The organism is Streptomyces sp. NPDC048825, from assembly GCF_043198355.1.
Lineage (GTDB): Bacteria > Actinomycetota > Actinomycetes > Streptomycetales > Streptomycetaceae > Streptomyces > Streptomyces xiangluensis.
Window position 1 is genome coordinate 167,474 of sequence record NZ_JBICUR010000007.1, and the last position, 23,001, is coordinate 190,474.

A 23,001-nucleotide genomic window follows, 5' to 3' on the forward strand; every position below is an offset into this window, starting at 1 on the left:
CTGTGGGCTATAGGTGAGGCCCGGGGACACTGTCCCCTCCGCAGCCACGTATGTAAGAACTGCGCATCCCTCCCGGTTGTTCCGGGCCCGCCAACGCACAGCCTGTGAACCGGAGCACAATCTCCACCGTCCGAGGCGTTACAGCAGCCGGTAGGTGAGCAGACTGATCGCCACGTACTGGCAGACCCACGCGGCGATGGTGAAGGCGTGGAAGATCTCGTGGAACCCGAACCACGCCGGCCAGGGATCGGGGCGGCGCAGGCCGTAGACGATCCCGCCCGCGGTGTAGAGGATTCCGCCGGCCAGGGTCAGCACGAACACCGCCACACCCGCATGCCGCACCAGCGGACCGAACGCGGGCGCGAGCGACCAGCCCAGCAGGATGTACAGCGCCGTGTACAGAACGCGGGGCGCATAGGGCCACAGACAGCGGAAGAGGATGCCCACACCGGCGCCGATCCAGATCTCCCACAGCAGGACCGTGCGAGTCGTACCCGTCAGACCCAGCACGACGATCGGTGTATACGTCCCGGCGATCAACAGGTACACGTTCGAATGATCGGCGCGCCGCAGCATCTCGTACACGCGCGGCGACCAGGCGCCGCGGTGGAAGACCCCGCTGGTGGCGAACAGCAGCAGACCGCATCCGGCGTAGACCGCGGCAGCGGCCCGCGCCTCCCCCGCGGGCGCCAGGGCGACCAGGACGATGCCCGCGGCGAGCACCACAGGTGCCATTCCGGCGTGCAGCCAGCCGCGCAGCCGCGGCTTGACCTCCTCGATCAGCTCACCGACCGACAATTCCCACCCGTCCCGATGCCTCCGACCAGCTGTGCCCCAGCCACGCATGCGGCAAGGTCCGTGTTCACTGCTGCCCCGGCCTGACGCCGGTCATGCAGGCCGCTTCCGGGCCGGGAACGGCTCCCCGCCAAGCGTGGCGTGATGCGGCTTCCGACGCCGCGGTCAGCAGGTCCCACCCCGGTCGGATTCCACCCCTCGATCACGGGTACCTCGTCCGCTGGACGTACGGAGCGGGGCGCAGTGAGGAGGACACGCGACACGCCCTCGGAGCGATGGGCCGGCCGCCGGGCCGGCCGCCGGAGGAGCCGACCGCAAGGAGTGACCACCCGCATGAACACCTCGGGCGATCTGCCGGTCCTGCACACACTGCAGGACATCGCCCGTCTGGTCGAACGGCACCAGGGCCTGTACGTGCGCTGGTCCCGCGGCCCCGAGACGGACCTCGGCGATGCGAAGAGCAGGGACGATCTGACGGGCACGGACATGCCGGGGCTGTCCGCCAATCCTCTCGACGTCGAACCGTGGTGGGACGACCGGCCCGTCGAGTTGTGGGTGGCACGCCGTCTGCACGACTACTCGCATCTTCCGCGTGAGAAGGGCCCCGGAGTGCGCCCCTGGGTGCTGCTCGGCCGCGAGAGGGGCCGCGGGCCCGACAACGAGCCGCTGGTTCAGGACGTCGAGCCGATGGGGTGGATCGACCCGAAGGTGATCGAGGAGGCTCGCGCCGAGGTCGCCCGGCAGGACAGCGCGTGGGGGCCCCTGCGGCGCGCACATGACTGACCTGCGATCAAAAACGACGCTCTATGCGCCACCTTGTGGTCGGCGCCTCACCGGGAAGGTTTCCTGTATGACAAAGCTCGGTCTGCCGGACGATATCCAGGCCTGCCTGTTCGACCTGGACGGGGTCATCACCAAGACGGCCGTCGTCCACGCAGCTGCCTGGAAGGAAGCATTCGACGAGTTCCTGCGGCGGCGGGACGGCGAGGGTTTCCGTCCGTTCGATCCGGTCGGGGAATACGACGAGTACGTGGACGGCAAGCCGCGAGCCGACGGCGTACGTTCCTTCCTCACCTCCCGTGGCATCGAACTGCCGGAAGGCCGATCCGACGACCCCCCGGACCGGCCGACGGTCCACGGACTGGGCAACCGCAAGAACGACCTCCTGCTGGAGAAGATCCGTACCGGTGGTGTCGAGGCGTACGAGGGCACCTTGCGCTACATCGAGGCCGTACGGGCCCACGGCCGGCGCACCGCCGTGGTCTCCTCCAGTGCCAACTGCCGCGACGTGCTGCGTGCGGTCGGCGCGGAATCCCTCTTCGAGGTACGGATCGACGGCGTCGTCGCCGCTGAGCGGCACCTGCAGGGCAAACCACGGCCCGATACGTTCCTGGCCGCGGCGAGCGACCTGGGCGTCGAGCCGGCGCAGGCCGCGGTCTTCGAGGACGCGCTGGCCGGCATGGACGCGGGGCGCTCCGGTCACTTCGGCTACGTCGTCGGTGTGGACCGAGTCGGTCAGGCCGACGCCCTGCGCGCCCACGGCGCGGACCGGGTCGTCAAGGACCTCTCGGAACTGGGGGGCGAAGCATGATCACGCACGCGTCCTATGGAGTCGAACCGTGGTGCCTGCGTGAGAATGTCCTGAATCTCGACGTACTGCCGCAGAGCGAGTCGGTGTTCGCGCTGTCCAACGGCCATGTCGGCTGGCGCGGCAACCTCGACGAAGGCGAACCGCACGGACTGCCCGGCTCCTATCTCAACGGCGTCCACGAGACCCACCCGCTGCCCTATGCGGAGGCCGGCTACGGCTATCCCGAGTCGGGGCAGACCGTCATCAACGTGACCAACGGCAAGATCATCCGCCTGCTGGTGGACGACGAGCCCTTCGACCTGCGCTACGGGCGGCTGCTGTCCCACGAGCGGGTGCTGGACCTGCGCGCGGGTGTACTGCGGCGCACCTGCGAGTGGACCTCCCCGGCCGGCCGCACCGTACGGGTGCGCTCCACCCGGCTGGTGTCCTTCACCCAGCGGGCGATGGCCGCCATCGCCTTCGAGGTCGAGGCCGTCGACAGCCCGGTCCGCGTCGTGGTCCAGTCGGAACTCGTCGCCAACGAGCAGCTGCCGACCTCGGCGAAGGACCCCCGCGCCGCGGCGGTGCTCGAGTCGCCCCTCGCGGCAGAGGACCACCTCGCGGCCGGCAGCCGTCTGCGACTCGTACACCGCACCCGGCGCAGCGGGCTGCGAGTCGCCGTCGCCGCCGACCACACGGTCAGCGGACCCGACCGGACCCGGACGAGCAGCGAGTCCGGCGACGACATGGCCCGGCTCACCGTCACCTCCGCTCTCGCCCCCGGGCAGCGGCTGCGCATGGAGAAGTTCGTGGCCTACGGCTGGTCGAGTATGCGATCCCTGCCTGCCGTCAGCGACCAGGTGGACGCGGCGCTGGCGGCGGCCACCGACACCGGCTGGCCGGGACTCGTGGACGATCAGCGGGCCTACCTGGATGCCTTCTGGGCTCACTCGGACGTCGAAGTCGACGGCGACGAAGAAGTCCAGCAAGCTGTCCGCTTCGCGCTCTTCCACGTCCTGCAGGCCGGCGCGCGGGCGGAACGGCGTGCGATTCCGGCAAAGGGACTGACCGGCTCCGGATACGACGGTCATGCCTTCTGGGACACGGAGACGTTCGTTCTGCCCCTGCTGACGTACACCGCGCCGAGTGCCGTGGCCGAAGCACTGCGCTGGCGCCACGCGACCCTGCCCGCCGCACGGGAACGGGCGGCCCAACTGGGCCTCCAGGGCGCGGCGTTCCCCTGGCGCACGATCGACGGCTCGGAAGGCTCCGCATACTGGCCCGCCGGCACCGCCGCCTTCCACGTCAACGCCGACATCGCCGACGCCGTGGTGCGCTACGTCTCCATGACCGGCGACGAGCAGTTCGCCCGCGACAGCGCCGTCGAACTGCTCGTCGAGACGGCCAGGCTGTGGAGGTCGCTGGGCCACCACGACGCGCACGGAGCGTTCCACATCGACGGCGTGACCGGCCCCGACGAGTACAGCGCGATCGCCGACGACAACACGTACACCAACCTCATGGCCCGGAGGAACCTGCTCGCGGCCGCCGACATCATCGAGCACCACCCCGAGCAGGCCGCCTCGCTCGGGGTCGACGAGGAGGAGAGTGCCGCCTGGCGGGACGCCGCCGAGGCCATGCACATCCCGTACAACGCCGAACTGGGTGTGCACGAACAGCACACCGGCTTCACCCGCCACCAGCACTGGAACTTCGCGGCAACCCGGCCCGACCAGTACCCGCTGATGCTGCACTTCCCCTACTTCGACCTCTATCGCAAGCAGGTGGTCAAGCAGGCCGACCTGGTGCTCGCGATGTACACGTGCACGGACTGCTTCGACGAGGAGCACCAGGCCCGCAACTTCGCCTACTACGAGCCGCTCACCGTCCGCGACTCGTCCCTGTCGGCCTGCGTCCAGGCGGTCATCGCGGCCCGCACCGGTCACCTCGGCCTCGCCTACGACTACTTGATGGAGGCAGCGCTGATGGATCTGGACGACCTGGAGAACAACACCCGCGACGGGCTGCACATCGCCTCCCTCGCCGGGACGTGGACGGCCCTGGTCGCCGGATTCGGCGGCATGCGCCGGAACGCGGACACGCTCGAATTCACGCCCCGGCTGCCGGAGAGGCTGCGCCGGCTCGCCTTCAACCTTCAAGTGCTGGACCGCTGCCTGCGGGTGGAGGTGCACGCGACGGCAGCCACGTACACGTTGCTGTCCGGTCCCCCGCTGACGATCGACCACTACGGCGAGCCACTCACCCTCGTCCCGGACGAACCACGCAGCCGGGAGACCCCACCCGTGAAACCCCGCCCGGCACCGGACCAGCCACCCCATCGCAGGCCGAACGCCCACCGCTGAGCCGGATCACGAACCGGGCCGGCTGCTTCGACATGAAGCGGCACGCACCAAGCGAGCCCTACAGCACGCGTGTTACGTCCTCATCGCTCACGTCGACGTGCTGCACGAGTCCTTACGGACCGGGCCAAGGCGGCGTACGGGGAGATCCCGACCTGCGGATTGCCGCGGCGCGGAGGCCTCCCGTCTCCGCAGCCCACCACGGTCAGGTCACGAGCCGCAGCACGTCCGCCAGGCCGCGCTCACCGGTGCGGTGTTCCGCCGGCAGGATGTAGGTGCGCAGGCCGCAGGCTGCCGCGCCGCCGTCACGGATCGGGTTGTCGCCGACCATGAGGCTTGCGCGGGGGTCGGCGCCGAGGTCGGCGCAGGCTTTGAGGAACAGTTGCGGGTCGGGCTTCTCGCGGCCCTGCTCGTAGGAGATGACGTAGGTGTCGATCAAGGCGTCCAGCCCGTGGTGGGCGAGGTGGGTGCGCAGGTCCCAGGCGAAGTCGCTGACGACGGCGATGCGCAGACCGCGTTTGCGCAGGGCGCGCAGGACCGGTTCGGTGTCGGGATAGGGGAACCATGCGTCGCGAGCGGTGAGTTCCCGGTACGCCGCCTCCTCCGCGCCGCGCAGGAAGTCCACCTGCTGCCACCAGCCCCACATCGCGCGGCGGTGCTGCTCGGAGGAGAGGTCCCGGCCCTCCTGGAGAGCGACGACGGAGGGCAGCCGGAACGCGGTGCGCAACTGATCAGAGATCTCGGCCACCGCACCGGGCTCGTCCACCACGGCGAGGCGGCCGGAGGCGGCACCGACCCGGCGCAGCCACGTCTCCAGGTCGATCATTTGGAAGATGGTGTTGCTGAAGTCGAAGAGGACGGCTTGGACCGGGGGCACGGGCGCGGCCATCTCGGCGTCGCTCGGGCGGTAGGCGCTCGGGGTTTCGAACAGAGTGCGGATCACAGGGAGGGCTCTTCGGGTTCGACCGTCTCGACTCGGACTCCGAGGTCGCGTATGGCCGCGAGTTCCGTGTCGGGGGTGGCGGTGTCGGTGATGACGGAGTGGTAGTCGGCCACAGTGCCGTAGGCGTACGTGGCGGTCTTGCCGAACTTCGAGTGGTCCGCCAGGAGCAACGCCTGTTCGGCGGAGGCGAGCATGGCCAGCTTCACCTCGACGTAGTCGCTCAGGGGGTGGAAGAGCCGGCCCTCCAGGACGGCGGTGGCGGACATCAGGGCGAGGTCGGCCCGGATCTTGGACAGGGCGCGTGTGACGGTGGGGCCGGTGCAGGAGTTGAAGTCGCCGCGGTAGTGGCCGCCCAGCAACGTGACGCTCACACCGGGCGCGGACCCGAGGCGCTGTGCGAGGCCGACGGAGTTGGTGACGACGTGCAGCTGGTCCAGCTCGGCCAGCGCGGGGACCAAGGGGAACAGGGTGGTCGAGTCGTCCATGAGCACCGTACTGCCCGGCCTGATCCGGGCGACGACGGCCGCGCACAGCGCGTTCTTGGCCGCCAGGGCGCTGTTCTCACGGAAGCGGGTGGCCGTCTCCATGGTGAGGGCGGGGAAGGCGACGGCCCGCCCGCGCTCCTTGCGCAGCAGATGGCGCCCGGCGAGGTCGTCCAGGTCCCGGTGCATCGTCATCAGGCTGACGTCGAAGTGCCGGGCGAGGTCGTCGATGCGGGTCTCGCCATGTTCGGCGACATACCGCAGCACGGCCTGGCGCCGATCCTCGACGGCGGCCTGCGACAGTCGCGCACGGGCGGTCACAGCGCCCTCCTTCCCGATGGCTCCGGTCTCGCAGTTTCCCACACGGGCCGGTGGGGTCCGGGGCCCGTCCGGCCCCGGACCTACGGACCGTCCACCGTGACCAGCACCTTGACCTGCTCGGGGTCGACGGACGCGGCGAAAGCCTTGGCAGCGTCCGCCAGCGGATAGGTGGCCGTGACGATCTCGGCGGTGTCGACGGCGCCCGAGGCGATCAGGGACAGGGCGGTGCGGTAGTCCGCCGCGGTGTACATCAGGGTGCCCTCGATGCGGATCTCGCGGTCCTGGACCAGGTCCAGACGGATCGGGGTCGGGCCGGCGGCGCCCACGCCCACCACGATGATCCGGCCGCCCTTGGCCACCAGGTCGATCGCCTGCGCCATGGACTGCTCCCGGCTCACGCAGTCGAAGACGACGTCGACCGGGCCGCCGAGCGCCGCGTGAACCTGCTCCACCAGGTCGGGAGCGTCGGCGGGCAGGGCCGTGTCGGCGCCGAGGCGCAGCGCCCTCGTCCGCTTGCCGTCCAGCAGGTCGGTGACGGCGATCCGGGCGGCGCCCGCGTGCCGGGCGGCGAGGAGGGTGAGCAGGCCGATGGGGCCGGCGCCGAGGACGACGACCGTGCGGCCGGCGAGGTCACCGGCCTTCGCCACGGCGTGCACCGGTGTGGACAGGGGCTCGACGAGGGCCGCCTCGATGTCGGTCATGCCGTCGGGGACGCGGTGGACGCGGTCGGCCGCGATGGTGAACAAGTCGGCCATGGCGCCGGGCGTCTGGCAGCCGAAGACCTTCAGTTCCTGGCAGATGTTGTAGCGGCCCGAGAGGCATTGGGGGCAACGGCCGCAGTACAGGTTGGGCTCGATGAGCACCCGGTCGCCCGGTGTGAAGTCCTCGGCTCCCTTCCCTGCGGCGGCGACGACGCCTACCGCCTCGTGACCGGGGCGGTAGGGCAGGTCGATGAAGGGATGGTGGCCGGCCGCAGCATGGGTGTCGGAGCCGCACACGCCGACGACCGTGGTGCGCACCAGGAGTTCGTCGTCCCCGGGTACGGGGGCGGGCACTTGCTCGATGGTGATGTCGTCGAGGGAGCGGACGAGAACGCGGCGGATCTGCTCGGTCATGGGGGTTTCCGTTCGGTTCGGGCGTTCACACGGAGGCGAGGCCGGGCTGGATCTGGATCTTGCGGCCGAGGCCCGCCCGGAAGCGGGCGATCGCGTCCGGGAACGCCGCCAGGGGAAGGCGGTCGCTGATGAAGACGCGCGGGTCGATGACACCGGTGGCGAAGAGGTCCGCGGCGCGTTCGAAGCTGTGCAGCACGGCCATGGAGCCGGTGATCGTGATCTCCTGGTTGTAGATCCGGTACGGCTCGATGGTGGCCCGGGCGTCGTAGTCGGCGACTCCGAACTGCAGGTACGTGCCCCCTTTACCCACCCGGCCGAGGGCGTCCTGGGTGGCTTTCGCGTTGCCGGTGGCGTCGACGACCAGATCCCATCCGTAGGGCGGCCGGTCGAGCTCATCGGCGGACGCGGCACCGGCGGAGCAGCCCAATTGCCAGGCCGTGGCCAGACGTTCGGCGTTGATGTCGACGACGTCGACGCTAGCGGCGCCGGTGGCCTTGGCGAGCTGGAGCATCATCAGGCCCATGGTTCCGGCGCCGTATACGAGCACGCGGGAGGCGAGGCGGCTGCGCAGGACGTCGTAGCCGCGCACCGCGCAGGACAGCGGCTCGATCAGGGCCGCGTCCTGGACGTCCACGTGGTCGGGCAGTTGGCGACGGGCGCCACGGCGTACTCGGCGGCGGCGCCCGGGTGGGTGACGCCGATGGCCGCCCAGCGTTCGCAGAGGGTGTTGTGGCCGAGGCGGCAGTAACGGCACTCGAAGCAGTACAGCGACGGGTCCACGGCGACCCGGTCGCCGATCGCGAGTTCGGTGACCTCCCTGCCGAGGCCCACGACCTCCCCGGCGAACTCATGGCCCGGAACGACCGGCAGGGTCGGGGCGAACTCCCCTTGGAGGATGTGCAGGTCGGTGCCGCACAGCCCGGTGGCCGCGACCTCGACGACGACCTCACGCGAGCCGGGAGCGGGGTCGTCGACGGTGGCGATCTCGACGCTGCCCGGCTGGGTGATGACGGCTGCCCTCACTTGACGGCTCCCAGGGAGAGGCCGCGGACGAGCTTGTCCTGGGCGGCGAAACCGGCGATGAGTACCGGCAGCGAGACCAGGGTGGCCGCCGCGCACAGCCGGGCCAGGAACAGACCCTCGTTCGTGATGAACCCGACCAGGAACACCGGCGCGGTGGACGCCTGGGTGGCGGTGAGGTTCACGGCGAACATGAACTCGTTCCAGCTGAAGATGAAGCAGATCAGCGAGGTGGCGGCCAGTCCCGGCATGGCAACCGGCGCGACGACCCGCCACAGCACGGTGAGCAGGCCCGCGCCGTCGACCTCGGCCGCCTCCAGGATCTCCTTGGGGACCTCGGCGAGGAAGGAGCGCATCATCCATACCGCGATCGGCAGGTTCATGGCGGTGTAGAGGATGACCAGCGTCCAGACGTTGTCCAGCATCCCGGCGTCCTTGACGATCAAATAGACCGGCAGCAGGGCGGCGATGGCCGGGAGGAACTTGGTGGACAGGAAGAAGAACATCACGTCGGTCCACTTGGCGACCGGCTTGATGGACAGCGCGTAGGCCGCCGGTACCGCCAGGGCGAGCACGAGCAGCGTCGAAAGGATGCTGGCCATGGCCGAGTTGAGAAGGAAGGGGGTGATGTCCCGGCTGAACAGCAGCTTGTACTGGTCGAAGGTGACGGGGGCGAAGGGGGTCGGCGGGTTGGTCGCCGCGTCGGCCTCCTGGTGGAAGGAGGTCAGCACCATCCATGCCACCGGCGCGAAGAACGCCAGGGTGGCGAGCCAGGCGACGAAGGTCCACAGCGGTGACAGGCACGGGGAGTTGGGGTCGTCCTTGCCACGGAGGAGCTTTTTGAACCTGGCCCCTGGGGCGGCGGCGGCTGCGTGGGTCATCGGGATGTCTCCTCGCGGAACAGCGACGCGATGGTGCGCAGCGCGAAGGTCGCGATCACGAACGCGCCGAGGACGACGACGACACCTGCGGCGGCTGCCTCGCCGTACTCGTACTTGCGGAACATGGTCAGGTAGATCTCGTAGGGCAGGTTGGTGGTCTGGGAACCGGGGCCGCCCTGGGTGATGGTGAAGACCGCGTCGAAGGTCTGCACGACGTAGATCGTGCCGAGCAGGACGCCCAGCTCGATGTACTGGCGCAGGTGCGGCAGGGTGATGTGGCGGAAGGTCTGCAGCGCGGAGGCGCCGTCCATGCGGGCGGCTTCCAGTACGTCGCCGGGCTGGGCCTGCAGGCCGGCCAGGAGGATCAGCATCATGAACGGGGTCCACTGCCAGACCAGCGAGATCACGACGGCGGGCATCGGGTAGGAGGAGATCCAGTCGACCGTGGGGCCGTTGTCCGCTCCGAAGGACCTGTATACGGCGTTGAGGGTGCCGTTGAGCAGGCCGTAGTCGGGGTTGTAGATGGCGTGCTTCCACAGCAGCGCCGCCGCGACCGGCATGACCAGGAACGGGGCGATGAGCAGAGTGCGGGCCAGGCCGCGGCCGGCGAACCGGCGGTCGAGGAGCATCGCCAGACCGAGTCCGAGGATCACACTGATGATCACCACCGACGCGGTGAGCACGACGGTGTTGAGTACGGCCGTGCGCAGCCGCTCGTCGGTGAAGACGAACGAGAAGTTGGACAGACCGACGAAGTGGCGGTCGCCCGGCTGGAGGATGTTCCACTGGAAGGTGGAGATGATCAACGTGGCCACGAAGGGCAACTGCGTGACGACGATGGTGAAAATCAGGGCGGGCAGCAGCGGGATGCGGCGCTTCCACTTGGCCGCCGCGCCCGAGGACTTCCGGGTACGGACGGTTGGGGGTGGTGTCTTGGGGGGTGCGGTGAGCGTGGTCATGAATGGTTCCTCTGCCGGTGAAGGCCGGGGTCGGGGAAGCGGCGCCCGGCCGACTAGGGGGCCGGCCGGGCGCTGAAGGTCACTTCTGGTAGTCCTTGGCGACTTCCTCGGCCAGCTTCTGGCCGTCGTTGAGCGCCTTGTCCACGCTGGTCTTGCCGGCGATCGCGGCGGAGATCTCCTGGGTCACCTTGGTGCCCAGGTCCTGGAACTCGGGGATGGCCACGTACTGGATGCCCACGGTCGGCCTGGGCTGGACGCCCGGGTTGGCCGGGTCGGCTCCCTCGATGGACTTCAGGGTGATGTCACCGAACGACGCGGCGGCCTTCTTGTAGTCCGGGATCTCGTACGTGCTGGCCCGCTTGCCGGCCGGGACACGCGCCCAGCCGAGCTTCTCGCCGACGAGGTTCTCGTACTTCTTGCTGGAGGCCCACAGCATGAACTGCGAGGCGGCGTCGGCGTTCTTCGTGGTCTTGGGCATGGCCCACGACCAGGCCCACAGCCAGCCACTGCTGTCCGTCTTGACGGTCGGTGCGTAGGCGTAGCCGACGTTGCCAGCGATCTTGCTGGAGGCGGGGTCCTCCAGTGACCCGGCCGCGCTGGTCGCGTCGTACCACATGGCGACCTTCTTCTGGCTCAGCGCGTTCAGGCACTCGGTGAACCCGGCCTGCGGAGCGCCGGCCTCACCGTGCTCGCGGACCAGGTCGACGTAGAACTTCGTGGCCTCCTTGAAGCCGCCGCTGTTGACCTGCGCCTTCCAGTCCTTGTCGAACCAGGTGCCGCCGAAGGTGTTCACCATGGACGTCAGCGGCGCCCCCAGCTCACCCCAGCCGGCCAGACCGCGCAGGCAGATGCCCTTCATGCCGGGCTCGGCGCCGTCGACCTTGGCCGCGATATCGGCGACCTGCTGCCAGGTCGGCCGCTCGGGCACTGTGATGCCCTTCGCCTTCATGACGTCCTTGTTGTACATGAGCATCGAGGACTCGCCGTAGAACGGCAGGGCGTAGAGCTTGCCGTCCGAGCCGGTGAGCGACTGGACCATCGGCTTGAGCAGGTCGGCCTTGTCGAAGCTCTTGTCCTTGTCGGCGTAGGAGCCCAGGTCGTGCAGCCAGCCGTTCTTCTCCCAGATGGGCACCTCATAGGCACCGATGGTGGCGACGTCGTACTGGCCTGCCTGGGTGGCGATGTCCTGGGTGACTTTGTCGCGCAGCTCGTTCTCGGGAAGGATCGTGAAGTTGACCTTGATCCCGGTGTCCTTGGTGAAGTTGTCCTTGGTCAGCTTCGCGATGTCCTCCATCTGCGGGTTGCCGACCATCAGGACGTTGATGCTCTTGTCTCCGCCCGAGGACCCGCCGGTTCCGGCTCCGGAACAGGCTGTGGCGAGCAGGGCGGTGGCGGCGGCGCCGGCTATGAGGGCGTATCTGGTCGATGCCATGTGACGGGGGGACCTCTCGTGCAGGTTCGCCTGGACCTCGACTGAGGCGCGGCGGGTCGAGCAGGGGTGTGGATGCGTCCTTGGGGAGTCGGGCGCTTTAGATGGCCGAATTATTAGCAGGAGACTGCGCCGTTGTTAACACATCTTGCGAGAAATTCTCTTCGGACTTATCGTCATGCGGTCTCTGGAGGCTGCGGGACTCCACCGAACAGCCCAGCCCCAGCCCTAGCCCTCGACCTTGCCGCCGCCGTCCCCGAGGAACACACATGAGCGCCAGACCGGAACCCCGAGGCCAGCCATTCGGCTCCCGGGGCGCCTGGGCCGTCGGCCGCGACGCCCGCGTCCAAGTGCCGGACCCGGCGGTCCGGGTCGTCGACACGGTCGGAGCGCGCGATGCCTTCACCGCCGGAGTGCTCGCCCATCTGCACCACACCGGCCGACTCCGCCGCGAAGACGTCGACCACCTCGGCGGCGGCGAGCTCGCCCGGCTGCTGTCGTACGCCGCGGAGATCGCGGCTGACACCTGCACCCGCACCGGCGCCCAGCCGCCATACCGCTACGCCGGCGTACCGACCCCCGTGTAGCGGCAGTGGACGTGCCTGGATGCCTGTCGATCCCTCATGTCGCGGGCTCGTCCGGCACTCGTTCCGGAGCCTCGGGCGCGTCCAGGCGAGCCCAGACCGGTCCGAGAGCCTCCAACGCCTCCCGGTACACCTGGTACGCCTCGTCGAGAACGGCGACCCGGTCGGGGTCGGGTTCATGTCGTCTGAGCACGGCGGCTCCGGCGCGCGGGTCCGTCACGTCGGCGAGCAGTCCGGCGGCGGTGGCGGCGAGCAGGGCCGCTCCCCTGGCGGCACTCTCTTGCACGTCAGTTACCTCGACCGGCCGCCGCAGGGCGTCGGCGAACATCTGGCTCCACACCTCGCTGCGCGCGGCGCCGCCGGTCAGCCGGGCCGAACCGCTGATCGGCAGCTTCGAGCAGAGCGCGTCGACATGCCAACGGTGATTGAGGACGACGCCTTCCATCAGTGCCCGCAGCAGATGGCCGCGGCCGTGCCAGCCGCGCAGTCCGAGGAACGTGCCGGACGTGGGATGCGAGTGCGGGGAGCCGTAGACGAACGGGTGGAACAGCACCTCCGACGGACCGTCCAGGTGGGCCTCGACCTCGCGGCCGATCACCTCGTGGACGCCGTCCCGCTGGTCGGCCGGCGCACCTGTCACGCGCAGGAACCACTCCAGGTTCGCCACCGAGGCGGGTGAGGTGGACATCGTCATCCACTGTCCCGGGCGGAGGAAGTGCCGGACCTGCCAGCGCGGATCGACGACGGGGCGCTTGCCGACCACCTGGTTGATGCTGAACGACCCGGCGATCAGGCACAGTTTGCCCGGTGTCGTGCCGCCGATCCCGAGCGCGGCGGCGTCGACGTCATGGGCGCCCGTCACGACGGGGGTGCCCGCGGTGAGCCCGGTGAGCGCGGCGGCCTCGCGGGTGACGGTTCCGCTCACCGCGTCGCACGCCAGGACGGGTGACAGCAGGCCGACGAGGGCGCCGAGGCCGTACAGGTCGAGCAGTTCCGGCGCGTAGCCGCCCCGCCGCATGTCGGTGAACGAGGCACTGGCGTCCGTGGGATCGGTGGCCGCCATGCCCGTCAGCCGCAGGCGCAGCCAGTCCTTGCAGGACAACAGCCAACGCGCCCGCTGAAGCACCCCTGGTTCGTGGCGGGTGAGCCAAGCCAGCAGGGCGGCCGGGGAGCCCGCGAAGGGCACCGTGCCCGACAACTCCAGGGCACGGGACCAGACCGGAGTGCCCCGCCATTCCTCCAGCACGGCTTCGGCGCGCGTGTCCATCGCCACGATCGCGGCGCGCACCGGCCGCCCGAGCTCGTCGACGAGGTACAGTCCGTCGCCGTGCCCGGCCACCCCCACCGCGGCGACAGCCCGCCCCGCGTCCGGACCGGCCTCGGCGAGACAGGCGGCGATGGCCTGGTGCGCCGTCCGCCACACGTCGTCCATGTCCCGCTCGACCCAGTACGGACGAGGGGTGGACAGCGGCAGCGTGCCGCTGCCCTGGGCCACCGGCCGGCCGACGGCGTCGAACAGAACGGCCTTGGTCACGGTGTGTCCCGCGTCGACACCGAGCACCAGTTCACGCGCCACCGCTCACACCCACCCCAGGTCCCGAGAGTTGACCACCGTGGTCGCACCCGCCGGTCGCGGCGAGTTCGGCGACGACCGTGGCGTTACCGCAGGACTCCGGTACGGCCACGCCGCGTGCTGTTCGGCCTTGCTTCCCGACCGGTCGAGGCTGCGGACCGGCCAGGAGCGGCGGACCGCACACCTACGCCGGGGCATCGACGCAGTACCCGGCAGGGATGAAACGATCATCGCCGAGAACCCGCCATGCGGTCTCCTCGCGTGCCGAAGCCACACCGCTCACGAAGCCGATCGTCCCACGCAACAGGACGGCGGGCCCGGACCGCTGCCTGTTCAGCGACAGACAGGCCCGCAGACGTGGCCCCTCCGGCAGGGGCGGCCCGGCGGTGCAGCCAGCTCCCTGCCGGTTCGGGAGAGCACTCCCTCGCGGGCGTCGCAGGTTGAGCTGCCTGTCGTAGCCGACCTCCCCTGATCGACCTCTTCTGTCAGGGGCTGGTAGGAACTGATCTGCAGTGGGGTGGCCGGGCACGGCGACGGACTGTACGCCGTCGACGAGCTCGGCCGGCCGGTGCGCGCCGGCGCGCCTGCCCTTCCGGCGCGCCCGGTCGACGAGGCCGCAGAGTTACCGCATTCTCGGGTGCATCGCTCGTCAAGCACCGGTCCAGCTCAGCCTCATGCTCGCCCGTCGGGCTGATCAGGAAAGGCTGCCCCTCCGGTACGCCCCACTCACTCACACCTGCTGAACTGCGGCATGCAGTACGTGCACCGCAGGTTGCACCGGTCGGTCAGCGAGACCCGCAGGTCGGTGGTCACTCGGCCGTACGTGTCGATGAGCACGCGGGCCCCCTCCCTCGTCGCCAGGTGGTTGCCTTCCGGCACCCCCTGCGGCATCGCGTGCTCCAGCCGAGGGACGGAATCCGTTGCGAGTTCAAATGAACGGTCAGGCTATCTGACCGGCGTTGCTGTCGCAGGGCGGCTGCGGGGGAGGGTTTTCTCCCTGGATCCGCTAATCCCAGGAAGGAATTCTCCCCTTACGAGCAACAGAGGCAAATGCCAGCTTGGGAGATCCATGCCCGACGACGCGGCAGACACATTAACTGAAGCACCAGGCCAATCCGCGCTGACGAAAGGCGAACCCGATGACCAGGCAGGACGAGGTTCGCGGCTTCCTCACCACGAGGCGTGCGAGGATCACGCCCGAACAGGTCGGGCTGACTACTCTGGGAGGAGAACGCCGGGTTCCCGGTCTGCGCCGCGAAGAGGTCGCGCTCCTGGCAGGCATAAGCGTCGATTACTACACGCGTCTCGAACGCGGAAGGATCCGGGGCGCGTCGGACGGCGTGCTCGACGCGCTCGCTCGTGCTCTCCGGCTCACGGCCGACGAGCGGGACCATCTGTTCGATCTCGCGCGCTGCCACACGGTATCCGCTCCGCGCCGGGCTGCGCCCGCTCGCCGCGTCCGGGTCCGGGCCTCGGTGCAGCGGGTCCTTGACGCGCTGCACGTCCCAGCTGTTGCACAGAACGCCCGGCAGGACCTGATCGCGGCGAACGGGATTGGGAGAGCTCTGTACGTCACGCCGTTCGACAGCGCCGACCGGCCGCCGAACCTGGCTCGCTTCGTTTTCCTGGATCACCGTGCCCGGGCGTTCCACCCCGACTGGGACCTCGCCTGCCGAGTCACGGCGGCGGCCCTCCGCGCCGAAGCGGGACGCAGTCCGCTCGATCCGGCGCTCACCGCGCTGATCGACGAGCTCCGGGCAAGGAGCCCGGTCTTCCGTGAAGTGTGGGCTCACCACGAGGTGCGTGTGCACCACACCGGATTGCAGCAGTTGCACCATCCGGTCGTGGGAGACCTCACCCTTGCCTTCGAAACGCTTGATGTGCAGGCCGACCAAGGGCTCTCGATCATCGTCTACAGCGCCGGATCGGGAACGTCGACGGCCGTCAAGCTGACTCACCTGAGCAGTTGGGCCGGAACCGGGCAGACCTCCATGGGTGACGCAGAGGCCGTGGGGACCTGAGCCGCCGACAACTGACGGTCAGTCGGCCGGCTCGACCCTCGCGGTGAAGCCGTCCTCCTGCTCGGCGATCGCGTCCATGTCTCCGTCGAACCGGCCGATCCTCAGGATGCCGTCGTGGTAGCCCACGTCGCCGTAGTAGAAGGCGAGGTCGCCCCCCGGAGCGTAGTAGCCGATGTCCCGCGGGCTGGGGTCCTCTCCCTCGGGCATGCCCTCCGTGGAAAGTTCCTCAGGCAACGGCCCCGTCTTCTCCATGTTCAGGTGGTCACTGAACTCCACGGTGACCGGGAGCTTTTCGATCAGATCCCGAGCGGAGGCGTTGTCAAAGAGCCGACCCGTCAGCACCGTGCCACCCACCGTGACGCGGATCGGCGTCCCCTCGCTCGACGACTGGTCGGGGCTCGGCGAGGAGGAGGCCGTGGCGGACGCTGAATCACTGGACGACGAGGAACCAGCAGGCGTGGCGCTCTGTGCAGCCGTCCCTTCCGAATCGCTGCTACAGGCTGTCACGACGAACACGAAGGTCATGGCCAGCGAGAGCACCAAACCCCGACGCGCTCGACGCGGCGGCCCGGGTACGGAAGAACTGGCTCTGGTCATGTCGTCGAGGCTAACCGCGAGGCCACCGCAGGTGGGAAGCCCTGTCAGTACCCCCCAGTCAGGGCACGCGCCGACACGACGCATGGGGAACTCGGCCGTGCGGGCAGCACGTGAGTCATCGGCACCACCGACGCAGTCACGTAGGGCGACGAAGCAGGTGTTCCCGACTGCCGCCGCATACCCTGGGCCCACAAGCAGGGCCCAGGAGTCAGCTTCGCACGCCCCTCGGGGGGAGATTTCCATCCCAGGATGGTTCTGCCCCGGAGGAATCCCTCCCCTTTTGACCTACACCTGGGTCAGGAAAATTCCAGAAGGCCTCTCCGGCCTCACGCAGGACGGGATCGTCGGCAAGTACACCGGCAACAGCGTCCTCGACAACCTCCAGGGCGAGGTGACGGTGGGCTACAACTGGCGTAATGAGTGCTATCCCCGCGTGCCGAGCACGCACCGCGGACATTCCGTCTCACAGCAACGGGGAGACCTCTCATGACCATCCCAGCACCCAGGCGTCTCGGTACCGGCATCGCCGCGCTGGCCCTCACGGACACGGCATTCGTCGGGGTCGCGGCGGCCGGCGCGGCCCCCACGAGCGGCGCGAACAGCACCACCACGGCCACCAGCGTCTCCACCGCGGCCGCTGCCTGCCCCTGGCCCGTACGTCTGCTTCGACAAGGGCGGTAGGCGGCTCGCCGCGTACAAGGACATGGGCTTCCAGAACCTCGGGCCCCGCGCCAAGCAGGCCACAACGCCCGCAACGACGATGGGGCCCGGATCCTGCGCTACCGGCTCTCCGACGGCCTGGTCGGGGAGACCTGCGTAGGCCCGCACAAGACCCACCGGCCCCCGGCGGGCCGGCAGATCTACGCGATCGACATGACGAACAGCCCGGACTGCTGACACGTCCGACACCCGGCACTCGTCGCAGCAAGTCTTCGTCCCTGCCCGTCTGTTCACGGCTCGGCTCAGTCCGTGTCCCTGGGCGGGGCGAAGTACGGGTGCCACAGGAACCTCCGGTGCGGCACATTGGGCATTGTGCAAAACGTTTTGGATATCTAGCTTGTGCCGCATGAGTGACAGAACGGCTCAACCGCCGGGCCGTCTGCTGGTGCGCGGCTGCGATGTACTGCGTGTCCCGTTGGACGGTGAGTGCGAGATCCTCCCGGCGCGGGACATCGTGGTGGCGGACGGCGTCATCGAAGACGTACGGCCGACGGGCGACCACAGCTCCCCGGCGGACGCTGCGCACGCGGGGGACGTGGTCGACGGCCGCGGGCTGGTGGCCGTTCCGGGCCTGGTCAACGCGCACACGCACAGTCCCATGGTGCTGATGCGCGGTGCGGCCGAGGACGTGTCGGTCGAGGGGTGGTTCAACGACCGCGTCTGGCCGATGGAGTCCAACCTCACCCCGGCCGACGTACGGCTCGGCGCCCGGCTGGCCTGCGCGGAGATGATCCGCTCCGGCGTCACCACCTTCGCCGACCACTACTTCTTCCCGGAGCAGATCGCCGAGGCGGTCGCCGAGACCGGGCTGCGGGCCGACATCGCACCCACGTACTTCAGCAGCGGGGGTGAGGAATCCCTGGAGGCCGGCGTGCGGTTCGCGGAGACATGGCACGGCCGAGCCGAGGGCCGGCTGACCGTCTCGCTCGGCCCGCACGCCCCGTACACCGTCGACGACGGCGACCTGCGGACCCTGGCCGGGCATGCCGGGCGGCTCGGCCTGCGGATGCACATCCACGCCGCCGAGCATCTCGAGCAGACGCGGTCCAGCGTGGAGCGGCGCGGCATCACTCCGATCCGCGTGCTGTACGAGACCGGAGTGCTGGACGCCGGGGCCCTGATCGCGCACGGCTGCGGCATCGTCGAGCAGGACCTGCCGCTGCTGCGCGAGTACGCCGGCACGACCGCCGTGGCCTGCTGTCCCAAGGTGTATCTCAAGCACGCGCTGTCCCCGCTGACCCCCATCCGTGATCTGCTCGACGCCGGGGTCACGGTGGCGGTCGGCACGGACGGCGCCGCCGGTCACAACACGCTCGACGTGTGGGAGGCGCTGCGGCTGGTCGCACTCACGCAGAAGCAGGCCGTGCGGGACGCCACGTGGATGACGGTCTCCGACACCCTGCGCCTGGCCCTGCGTGGTGGAGCTCGCGCGCTCGGCCTTCAGGACCGGATCGGGGCGCTGGAGCCGGGCATGCGCGCCGACATCGTCCTCACCGATCTCTCGGGGCTGCACTGCCGTCCGCTCCACGACCCTCGCGCCGCGCTGGTCTACAGCGCCCGCGCCGCTGACGTACGGACGGTCGTCGTCGACGGTCGCGTCCTGATGCGCGACGGGCGGCTGCTGACCGTGGACGTGCCTGCGTTGCTGGACGAGGCCGACGCCCGGGCGGCCCGGATCCTCGACACCTCCCATGGAAGGGCGGTGCAGCACTATGACCCGTGAGTCCCAGGGGAGCCGCGCCCCGTACGGACCCGGTCAGTCGTACGAGAGCGGTCAGCCGTACGCGAGCGACGGCGACCGGGCGGCGGTTCGCAGGCCTGCGTCCATCAAGGACGTGGCCGCGGCGGCCGGGGTCAGCCCGACCACCGTCTCGCACGTCCTCAGCGGCAACCGCCCGGTCAACGAGCTGACGGCCACGCGGGTGCGCAGTGTCGTCAACCGGCTCGGGTATGTCCCGGCGTCCCTGGCGCGCAGCCTGCAGGCCGGCTCGACGTCGGTGATCGGCCTGATGATCCCCGACATCAGCAACACGTTCTTCGCCGAGCTGGCCAAGGGCGCCGAGGACGCCGCCCATGATCTCGGATACGGCCTGATCCTGTGCAACACCGAGTTCGACGCCGACCGCGAGGACCGCTATCTCGGCATGATCCGCAGCCGGTTCATCGACGGCATGGTGTACGCGTCGGGGTCGCCGCCGTCCCGGCGGCGGCTGGAGGCACTCATGGGCAAGTTCCCCATCGCGCTCGCCGACGAGGAGGTGGAAGGGCTCGAGGGCGCCCTCATCGCGACCGCCGACCACGAGGCGGGCGGGCGGCTGGTCGGCGAACACCTGCGGGCGCTCGGCCACCGCCAGGCCCTGGTGCTGACCGGTCCTCGCGCCCTCAAGAGCGGCATCGCGCGTGCGAACGGCTTCGTGCAGGCCTTCCGGGGTGAAGTCGTCGAGCGTGTCGGCGACTTCAAGGAGGCCTCCGGCTACCGTCTCGTCGCCGAACTCCTCAAGGAGGGCGGTCTCCCCGAGGGCTGCACGGCCGTGTTCGCCGCCAACGACCTGATGGCCTTCGGCGCCCTCCTTGCGCTGCGGGAAGCGGGTCTGTCGGTGCCGGACGACGTCTCGGTGGTCGGCTTCGACGACATCCGGGCGGCCTCCCTGGCCCATCCGCCCCTGACCACCGTCCACCAGCCCGCCTACGACGTGGGCCGCACCGCCACCGCGCAGCTCCTCCAGTACGTCACCCGGGGCGAGGTCCCGCCCGCCTCCCGGCACACCCTTCCCGTCGAACTCAAGGTGCGCGGCAGCACGGCGCCCGCGACCACCCGCTGACCTTTACCCATCCCAACTTCCATCGCACTGTGGGCAGTTGATGTCCCCGTGCGGCAATACCCCCTGCTCTGTTCAGTCTTGGAAAGGCGGTTCGCCATGCCCAGAGTGCTCGTCGTCGGCGAGTCCTGGTTCACGTACACGGTCCATCAGAAGGGCTTCGACGCCTTCCACACCGCGGAGTACACCGAGGGCGGGGGCGCCTTCCTCGACGCTCTGCGCTCACGAGGCCACGAGGTGACCTATGTGCCCTCGCACGAGATCCCCAGCCGGGTTCCGGGCTCCGCGGACGGCTTCGACGCGTACGACGTCGTGGTCATCAGCGACGTGGGCGCCAACAGCTTCCAGCTGCCGCCCGAGACCTTCAACCGGTCGGTCCCCGCGCCCGACCGCTCGGAGCTGGTGCGCGGTTTCGTGGAGCGGGGCGGCGGGGTGCTGATGGTCGGTGGCTATCTGACGTTCAGCGGCATCGACGCCCGTGCGCGATGGGGGCGTTCGCCGCTCGCCGCCGCCCTGCCGGTGGTGATGCTGGACCGCGACGACCGGGTGGAGCTCCCGGCCGGCGCCGTTCCCGAGGTGGTGGGCGAGCACGCGGTCGTACGAGGACTGGAGCGGTCCTGGCCCGTGCTGCTCGGCCTCAACGAGGTCGCGGCCCGGCCGGAGGCGTCGCTGCTGGCCGAGTGCGCGGGGTATCCACTGCTCGTCGTGGGCAGCCACGGCGCGGGCAGGTCCGCGGCCTTCACCTCCGACGTGGCGCCGCACTGGGCACCGCCGCCGTTCCTGGCCTGGGAGGGGTACACCGAGTTGTGGGACCGACTGGTGCGCTGGCTCGCCGGATCGGAGCTGTGATGCCCGACCCCGTGAGTGCTCCCTTCACCGGCACACCCCATATCGCCGCCGCGCCAGGTGACTTCGCGCCACTCGTGCTGATGCCGGGGGACCCCCGCCGGGCCCGGCGGATCGCCGAGACGTTCCTTCAGGACGCGCGGCAGGTCACGGACATACGCGGCATCCTCGGCTACACGGGCAGCCACCAAGGCGTGCCCATGTCGGTCCTCGCCTCCGGCATGGGCATTCCCTCGGTGTCGATCTACGCGACGGAGTTGTTCCGGTACTACGGCGTGCGCAGGATCGTCCGGGTCGGCACGGCCGGTGCGATAGCGGAGTCGGTCGCGGTACGGGACGTCGTGATCGCCTCCGCCGCACACACCGACTCCAGCCTCAGCCGGATCCTGGTCGACGGTGTGATGCTCTCCCTCGCACCCTCGTACCGGCTGCTGCGGGCGGCGGCAGATGCCGCCGAGCGAGAGACGCCGCCGGGCGGTGGAGCAGTCCACGTCGGACCGGTGTTCACCAGCGACCACTTCTACCTGGACCGCCCCGCTCTCTTCGACGCACTGGAGCGCCGGGGCACGCTGGCGGCCGAGATGGAGGCGGCGGGCCTGTATGCCGTGGCCTGCGCGGAAGGCGGCGAAGCACTCGCCGTGCTGACCGTCTCCGACCACCTGCGCACCAGCGAGGCCCTCACCGCCCAGGAACGCGAGACCAGCTTCGACCGGGCGCTGCACATCGCCGCCGCCGCGCTGCTCACCGATGTCTGAAATTCCCACACCGGAAATCAAACCGAAACCGGGCAACGTAGCCAAAACGTTTTGCACTTCCTACTGTCAACGCAGCCGCTCACTCAGCAACAAAACGATCAGGAGGTCGATGATGCGATATGGAAGAAGCGCCGCCGTCGCGGTGACAGGGATACTCGCGCTGACCGCGTGCGGAGGGTCGGGCGGAGATGATTCCGGAGCGGCGTCCTCCGACAAGCTGCGCATCAAATTGGTGATCAATGGCGGGCTGGGCGACAAGTCGTTCTTCGACTCCGCCCACGAGGGGCTGAAGAAGGCCGAGAAGGACCTGGGCTACGAGCTCAAGGTGGTCGAGCTGGGTTCCGACCGCACCAAGTGGGAGCCCGGATTCGAGGACGCCGCCTCGGCCGACGACTACGACATCCTGGCGGCCGGCACCTTCGAGGTCACCGACTACATCGGCGAACTCGCCCCGCAATTCCCGGACAAGAAGTTCTGGCTCTTCGACGCCCCGGTCGACTACAGCGGCAAGAACGGGACTTGTTCCAACAAGTGCGAGAACGTCTACTCCGTGACCTTCAAGCAGAACGAGGGCGGCTATCTCGCCGGATTCCTCGCCGAGAAGCTGGTGGCCGAGAAATCCCTCAAGGGAGCCGAATCCCTGAAGAAGGTCGGCGTCATGCCCGGAGTGAAGATCCCGGTCATCGAGGACTTTGTCGTCGGTTTCAGGGCGGGCTTCAAGGCCGCTGGCGGAAAGAACTCCGACGTGCTCGTGCAGTACGTGGGCGGCGACAAGCCGTTCAGTGACCCCGCGAAGGGAAAGGAGATCTCCACCGCCATGTACGGCCAGGGCGCCGCGCTCGTGTGGCCCGTCGCCGGACTCTCCGGGCTCGGCACCTTCGAGTCGGCGGTCACCGCCGAGCGGTACACCTTCGGCGTGGACTCCGACCAGTACCAGACGCTCACCGACCAGGCGCAGAAGGACACCGTCGTCACCTCCATCCTCAAGAACGTCGGCACCGCCCTCTACAAGGCCGCGCAGGCGGACCAGAAGGACACCCTGAAGTACGGCGCCGTCGACACCGTCGGTCTCGCCGAGGACGCCGTCGGCTACGTCAACGACGACCACTTCCAGGAGTTGGTGCCCGAGAAGATCCGTACCGAGGTCCAGGAAGCCGCCGACACGGTCAAGTCGGGCTCCGTCACGGTCCCCAGCGCCTTCTAACCGAACG

General features: G+C 69.4%; 22 protein-coding genes and 1 pseudogene. 12 read left to right on the top strand and 11 right to left on the bottom strand.

All coding sequences use genetic code 11. The annotated features are described in order from the left end of the window. Positions 1-138: 138 nt before the first annotated feature. Positions 139-798 carry a hemolysin III family protein gene (locus ACGFNK_RS19190; protein WP_393417283.1) on the bottom strand — a complete coding sequence of 220 codons (660 nt, stop codon included), beginning with the start codon at positions 796-798 and terminating at the stop codon, positions 139-141. Between the two features lie 330 nt (positions 799-1,128). Here ACGFNK_RS19190 and ACGFNK_RS19195 point away from each other — a divergent pair, with 330 nt between their 5' ends. The 3 genes from ACGFNK_RS19195 to ACGFNK_RS19205 all read left to right on the top strand — a co-directional run bounded on the left by ACGFNK_RS19195 (position 1,129) and on the right by ACGFNK_RS19205 (position 4,728). Next, the gene (locus ACGFNK_RS19195; RefSeq protein WP_393417285.1) at positions 1,129-1,578 is read left to right on the top strand and encodes a DUF6098 family protein; all 450 of its coding nucleotides are present in this window, start codon (positions 1,129-1,131) and stop codon (positions 1,576-1,578) included. 67 nt (positions 1,579-1,645) lie between these two features. Then, the gene (locus tag ACGFNK_RS19200) at positions 1,646-2,386 is read left to right on the top strand and encodes an HAD family hydrolase (protein ID WP_393417287.1); all 741 of its coding nucleotides are present in this window, start codon (positions 1,646-1,648) and stop codon (positions 2,384-2,386) included. Continuing rightward, positions 2,383-4,728 (top strand): glycoside hydrolase family 65 protein, encoded by a 2,346-nt coding sequence (locus tag ACGFNK_RS19205; protein WP_393417289.1) that lies wholly within the window; start codon positions 2,383-2,385, stop codon positions 4,726-4,728. Before ACGFNK_RS19200 ends, ACGFNK_RS19205 begins: the two co-directional genes overlap by 4 nt. 202 nt (positions 4,729-4,930) lie before the next feature. Here the strand turns inward: ACGFNK_RS19205 and ACGFNK_RS19210 are convergent, their stop codons facing one another. The 7 genes and pseudogenes from ACGFNK_RS19210 to ACGFNK_RS19240 all read right to left on the bottom strand — a co-directional run bounded on the left by ACGFNK_RS19210 (position 4,931) and on the right by ACGFNK_RS19240 (position 11,878). Next, the gene (locus ACGFNK_RS19210) at positions 4,931-5,668 is read right to left on the bottom strand and encodes an HAD family hydrolase (protein WP_393417291.1); all 738 of its coding nucleotides are present in this window, start codon (positions 5,666-5,668) and stop codon (positions 4,931-4,933) included. Continuing rightward, positions 5,665-6,471, bottom strand: a complete 807-nt coding sequence (locus ACGFNK_RS19215; RefSeq protein ID WP_393417293.1) for a DeoR/GlpR family DNA-binding transcription regulator — start codon at positions 6,469-6,471, stop codon at positions 5,665-5,667. The genes ACGFNK_RS19210 and ACGFNK_RS19215 overlap by 4 nt, the downstream gene beginning before the upstream one ends. Positions 6,472-6,551: 80 nt before the next feature. Then, the gene (locus ACGFNK_RS19220) at positions 6,552-7,586 is read right to left on the bottom strand and encodes a zinc-binding dehydrogenase (protein ID WP_393417295.1); all 1,035 of its coding nucleotides are present in this window, start codon (positions 7,584-7,586) and stop codon (positions 6,552-6,554) included. Positions 7,587-7,611: 25 nt separating this feature from the next. Further along, positions 7,612-8,609: pseudogene (locus ACGFNK_RS19225) on the bottom strand (zinc-dependent alcohol dehydrogenase family protein). Next, complete coding sequence (locus ACGFNK_RS19230; protein WP_393417297.1) at positions 8,606-9,487, bottom strand: carbohydrate ABC transporter permease; 882 nt, start codon at positions 9,485-9,487, stop codon at positions 8,606-8,608. The pseudogene ACGFNK_RS19225 and the gene ACGFNK_RS19230 overlap by 4 nt, the downstream one beginning before the upstream one ends. Beyond that, positions 9,484-10,446: a carbohydrate ABC transporter permease gene (locus ACGFNK_RS19235; RefSeq protein WP_393417299.1), complete on the bottom strand. Its 963-nt coding sequence runs from the start codon at positions 10,444-10,446 to the stop codon at positions 9,484-9,486. The genes ACGFNK_RS19230 and ACGFNK_RS19235 overlap by 4 nt, the downstream gene beginning before the upstream one ends. Positions 10,447-10,525: 79 nt before the next feature. Then, positions 10,526-11,878: an ABC transporter substrate-binding protein gene (locus ACGFNK_RS19240; RefSeq protein ID WP_393417301.1), complete on the bottom strand. Its 1,353-nt coding sequence runs from the start codon at positions 11,876-11,878 to the stop codon at positions 10,526-10,528. A 266-nt stretch (positions 11,879-12,144) separates the two neighbouring features. On the opposite strand from ACGFNK_RS19240, the gene ACGFNK_RS19245 reads away from it, so the two are divergent. Beyond that, positions 12,145-12,462, top strand: coding sequence for a PfkB family carbohydrate kinase (locus ACGFNK_RS19245; RefSeq protein ID WP_393417303.1), 318 nt, complete (start codon positions 12,145-12,147; stop codon positions 12,460-12,462). Between the two features lie 34 nt (positions 12,463-12,496). On the opposite strand, the gene ACGFNK_RS19250 is transcribed toward ACGFNK_RS19245, so the two are convergent. Next, positions 12,497-14,035, bottom strand: coding sequence for an FGGY-family carbohydrate kinase (locus ACGFNK_RS19250; RefSeq protein ID WP_393417305.1), 1,539 nt, complete (start codon positions 14,033-14,035; stop codon positions 12,497-12,499). A 723-nt stretch (positions 14,036-14,758) separates the two neighbouring features. Then, positions 14,759-14,923 (bottom strand): hypothetical protein, encoded by a 165-nt coding sequence (locus ACGFNK_RS19255; RefSeq protein WP_393417706.1) that lies wholly within the window; start codon positions 14,921-14,923, stop codon positions 14,759-14,761. A gap of 248 nt (positions 14,924-15,171) precedes the next feature. On the opposite strand from ACGFNK_RS19255, the gene ACGFNK_RS19260 reads away from it, so the two are divergent. Beyond that, positions 15,172-16,053: a helix-turn-helix domain-containing protein gene (locus ACGFNK_RS19260; RefSeq protein ID WP_393417307.1), complete on the top strand. Its 882-nt coding sequence runs from the start codon at positions 15,172-15,174 to the stop codon at positions 16,051-16,053. 18 nt (positions 16,054-16,071) lie between these two features. Here the strand turns inward: ACGFNK_RS19260 and ACGFNK_RS19265 are convergent, their stop codons facing one another. Beyond that, entirely contained in the window at positions 16,072-16,650 is a 579-nt protein-coding gene (locus ACGFNK_RS19265; protein WP_393417309.1) for a cyclophilin-like fold protein, read from the bottom strand. Between the two features lie 280 nt (positions 16,651-16,930). On the opposite strand from ACGFNK_RS19265, the gene ACGFNK_RS19270 reads away from it, so the two are divergent. The 7 genes from ACGFNK_RS19270 to ACGFNK_RS19300 all read left to right on the top strand — a co-directional run bounded on the left by ACGFNK_RS19270 (position 16,931) and on the right by ACGFNK_RS19300 (position 22,994). Beyond that, a complete protein-coding gene (locus ACGFNK_RS19270) occupies positions 16,931-17,140 on the top strand; it encodes a hypothetical protein (protein WP_393417311.1) in 210 nt (69 codons plus the stop codon). Further along, the gene (locus tag ACGFNK_RS19275; RefSeq protein ID WP_393417313.1) at positions 17,137-17,331 is read left to right on the top strand and encodes a hypothetical protein; all 195 of its coding nucleotides are present in this window, start codon (positions 17,137-17,139) and stop codon (positions 17,329-17,331) included. Before ACGFNK_RS19270 ends, ACGFNK_RS19275 begins: the two co-directional genes overlap by 4 nt. Positions 17,332-17,716: 385 nt before the next feature. Beyond that, positions 17,717-19,093, top strand: coding sequence for an amidohydrolase (locus tag ACGFNK_RS19280; RefSeq protein ID WP_393417315.1), 1,377 nt, complete (start codon positions 17,717-17,719; stop codon positions 19,091-19,093). Then, complete coding sequence (locus ACGFNK_RS19285; RefSeq protein WP_393417317.1) at positions 19,083-20,192, top strand: LacI family DNA-binding transcriptional regulator; 1,110 nt, start codon at positions 19,083-19,085, stop codon at positions 20,190-20,192. The genes ACGFNK_RS19280 and ACGFNK_RS19285 overlap by 11 nt, the downstream gene beginning before the upstream one ends. Positions 20,193-20,288: 96 nt before the next feature. Further along, a complete protein-coding gene (locus ACGFNK_RS19290) occupies positions 20,289-21,038 on the top strand; it encodes a glutamine amidotransferase (RefSeq protein ID WP_393417319.1) in 750 nt (249 codons plus the stop codon). Further along, complete coding sequence (gene deoD / locus ACGFNK_RS19295) at positions 21,038-21,790, top strand: purine-nucleoside phosphorylase (RefSeq protein ID WP_393417321.1); 753 nt, start codon at positions 21,038-21,040, stop codon at positions 21,788-21,790. The genes ACGFNK_RS19290 and deoD overlap by 1 nt, the downstream gene beginning before the upstream one ends. Positions 21,791-21,902: 112 nt before the next feature. Continuing rightward, positions 21,903-22,994, top strand: coding sequence for a BMP family protein (locus tag ACGFNK_RS19300; RefSeq protein WP_393417323.1), 1,092 nt, complete (start codon positions 21,903-21,905; stop codon positions 22,992-22,994). The last annotated feature ends 7 nt before the right edge of the window (positions 22,995-23,001 follow it).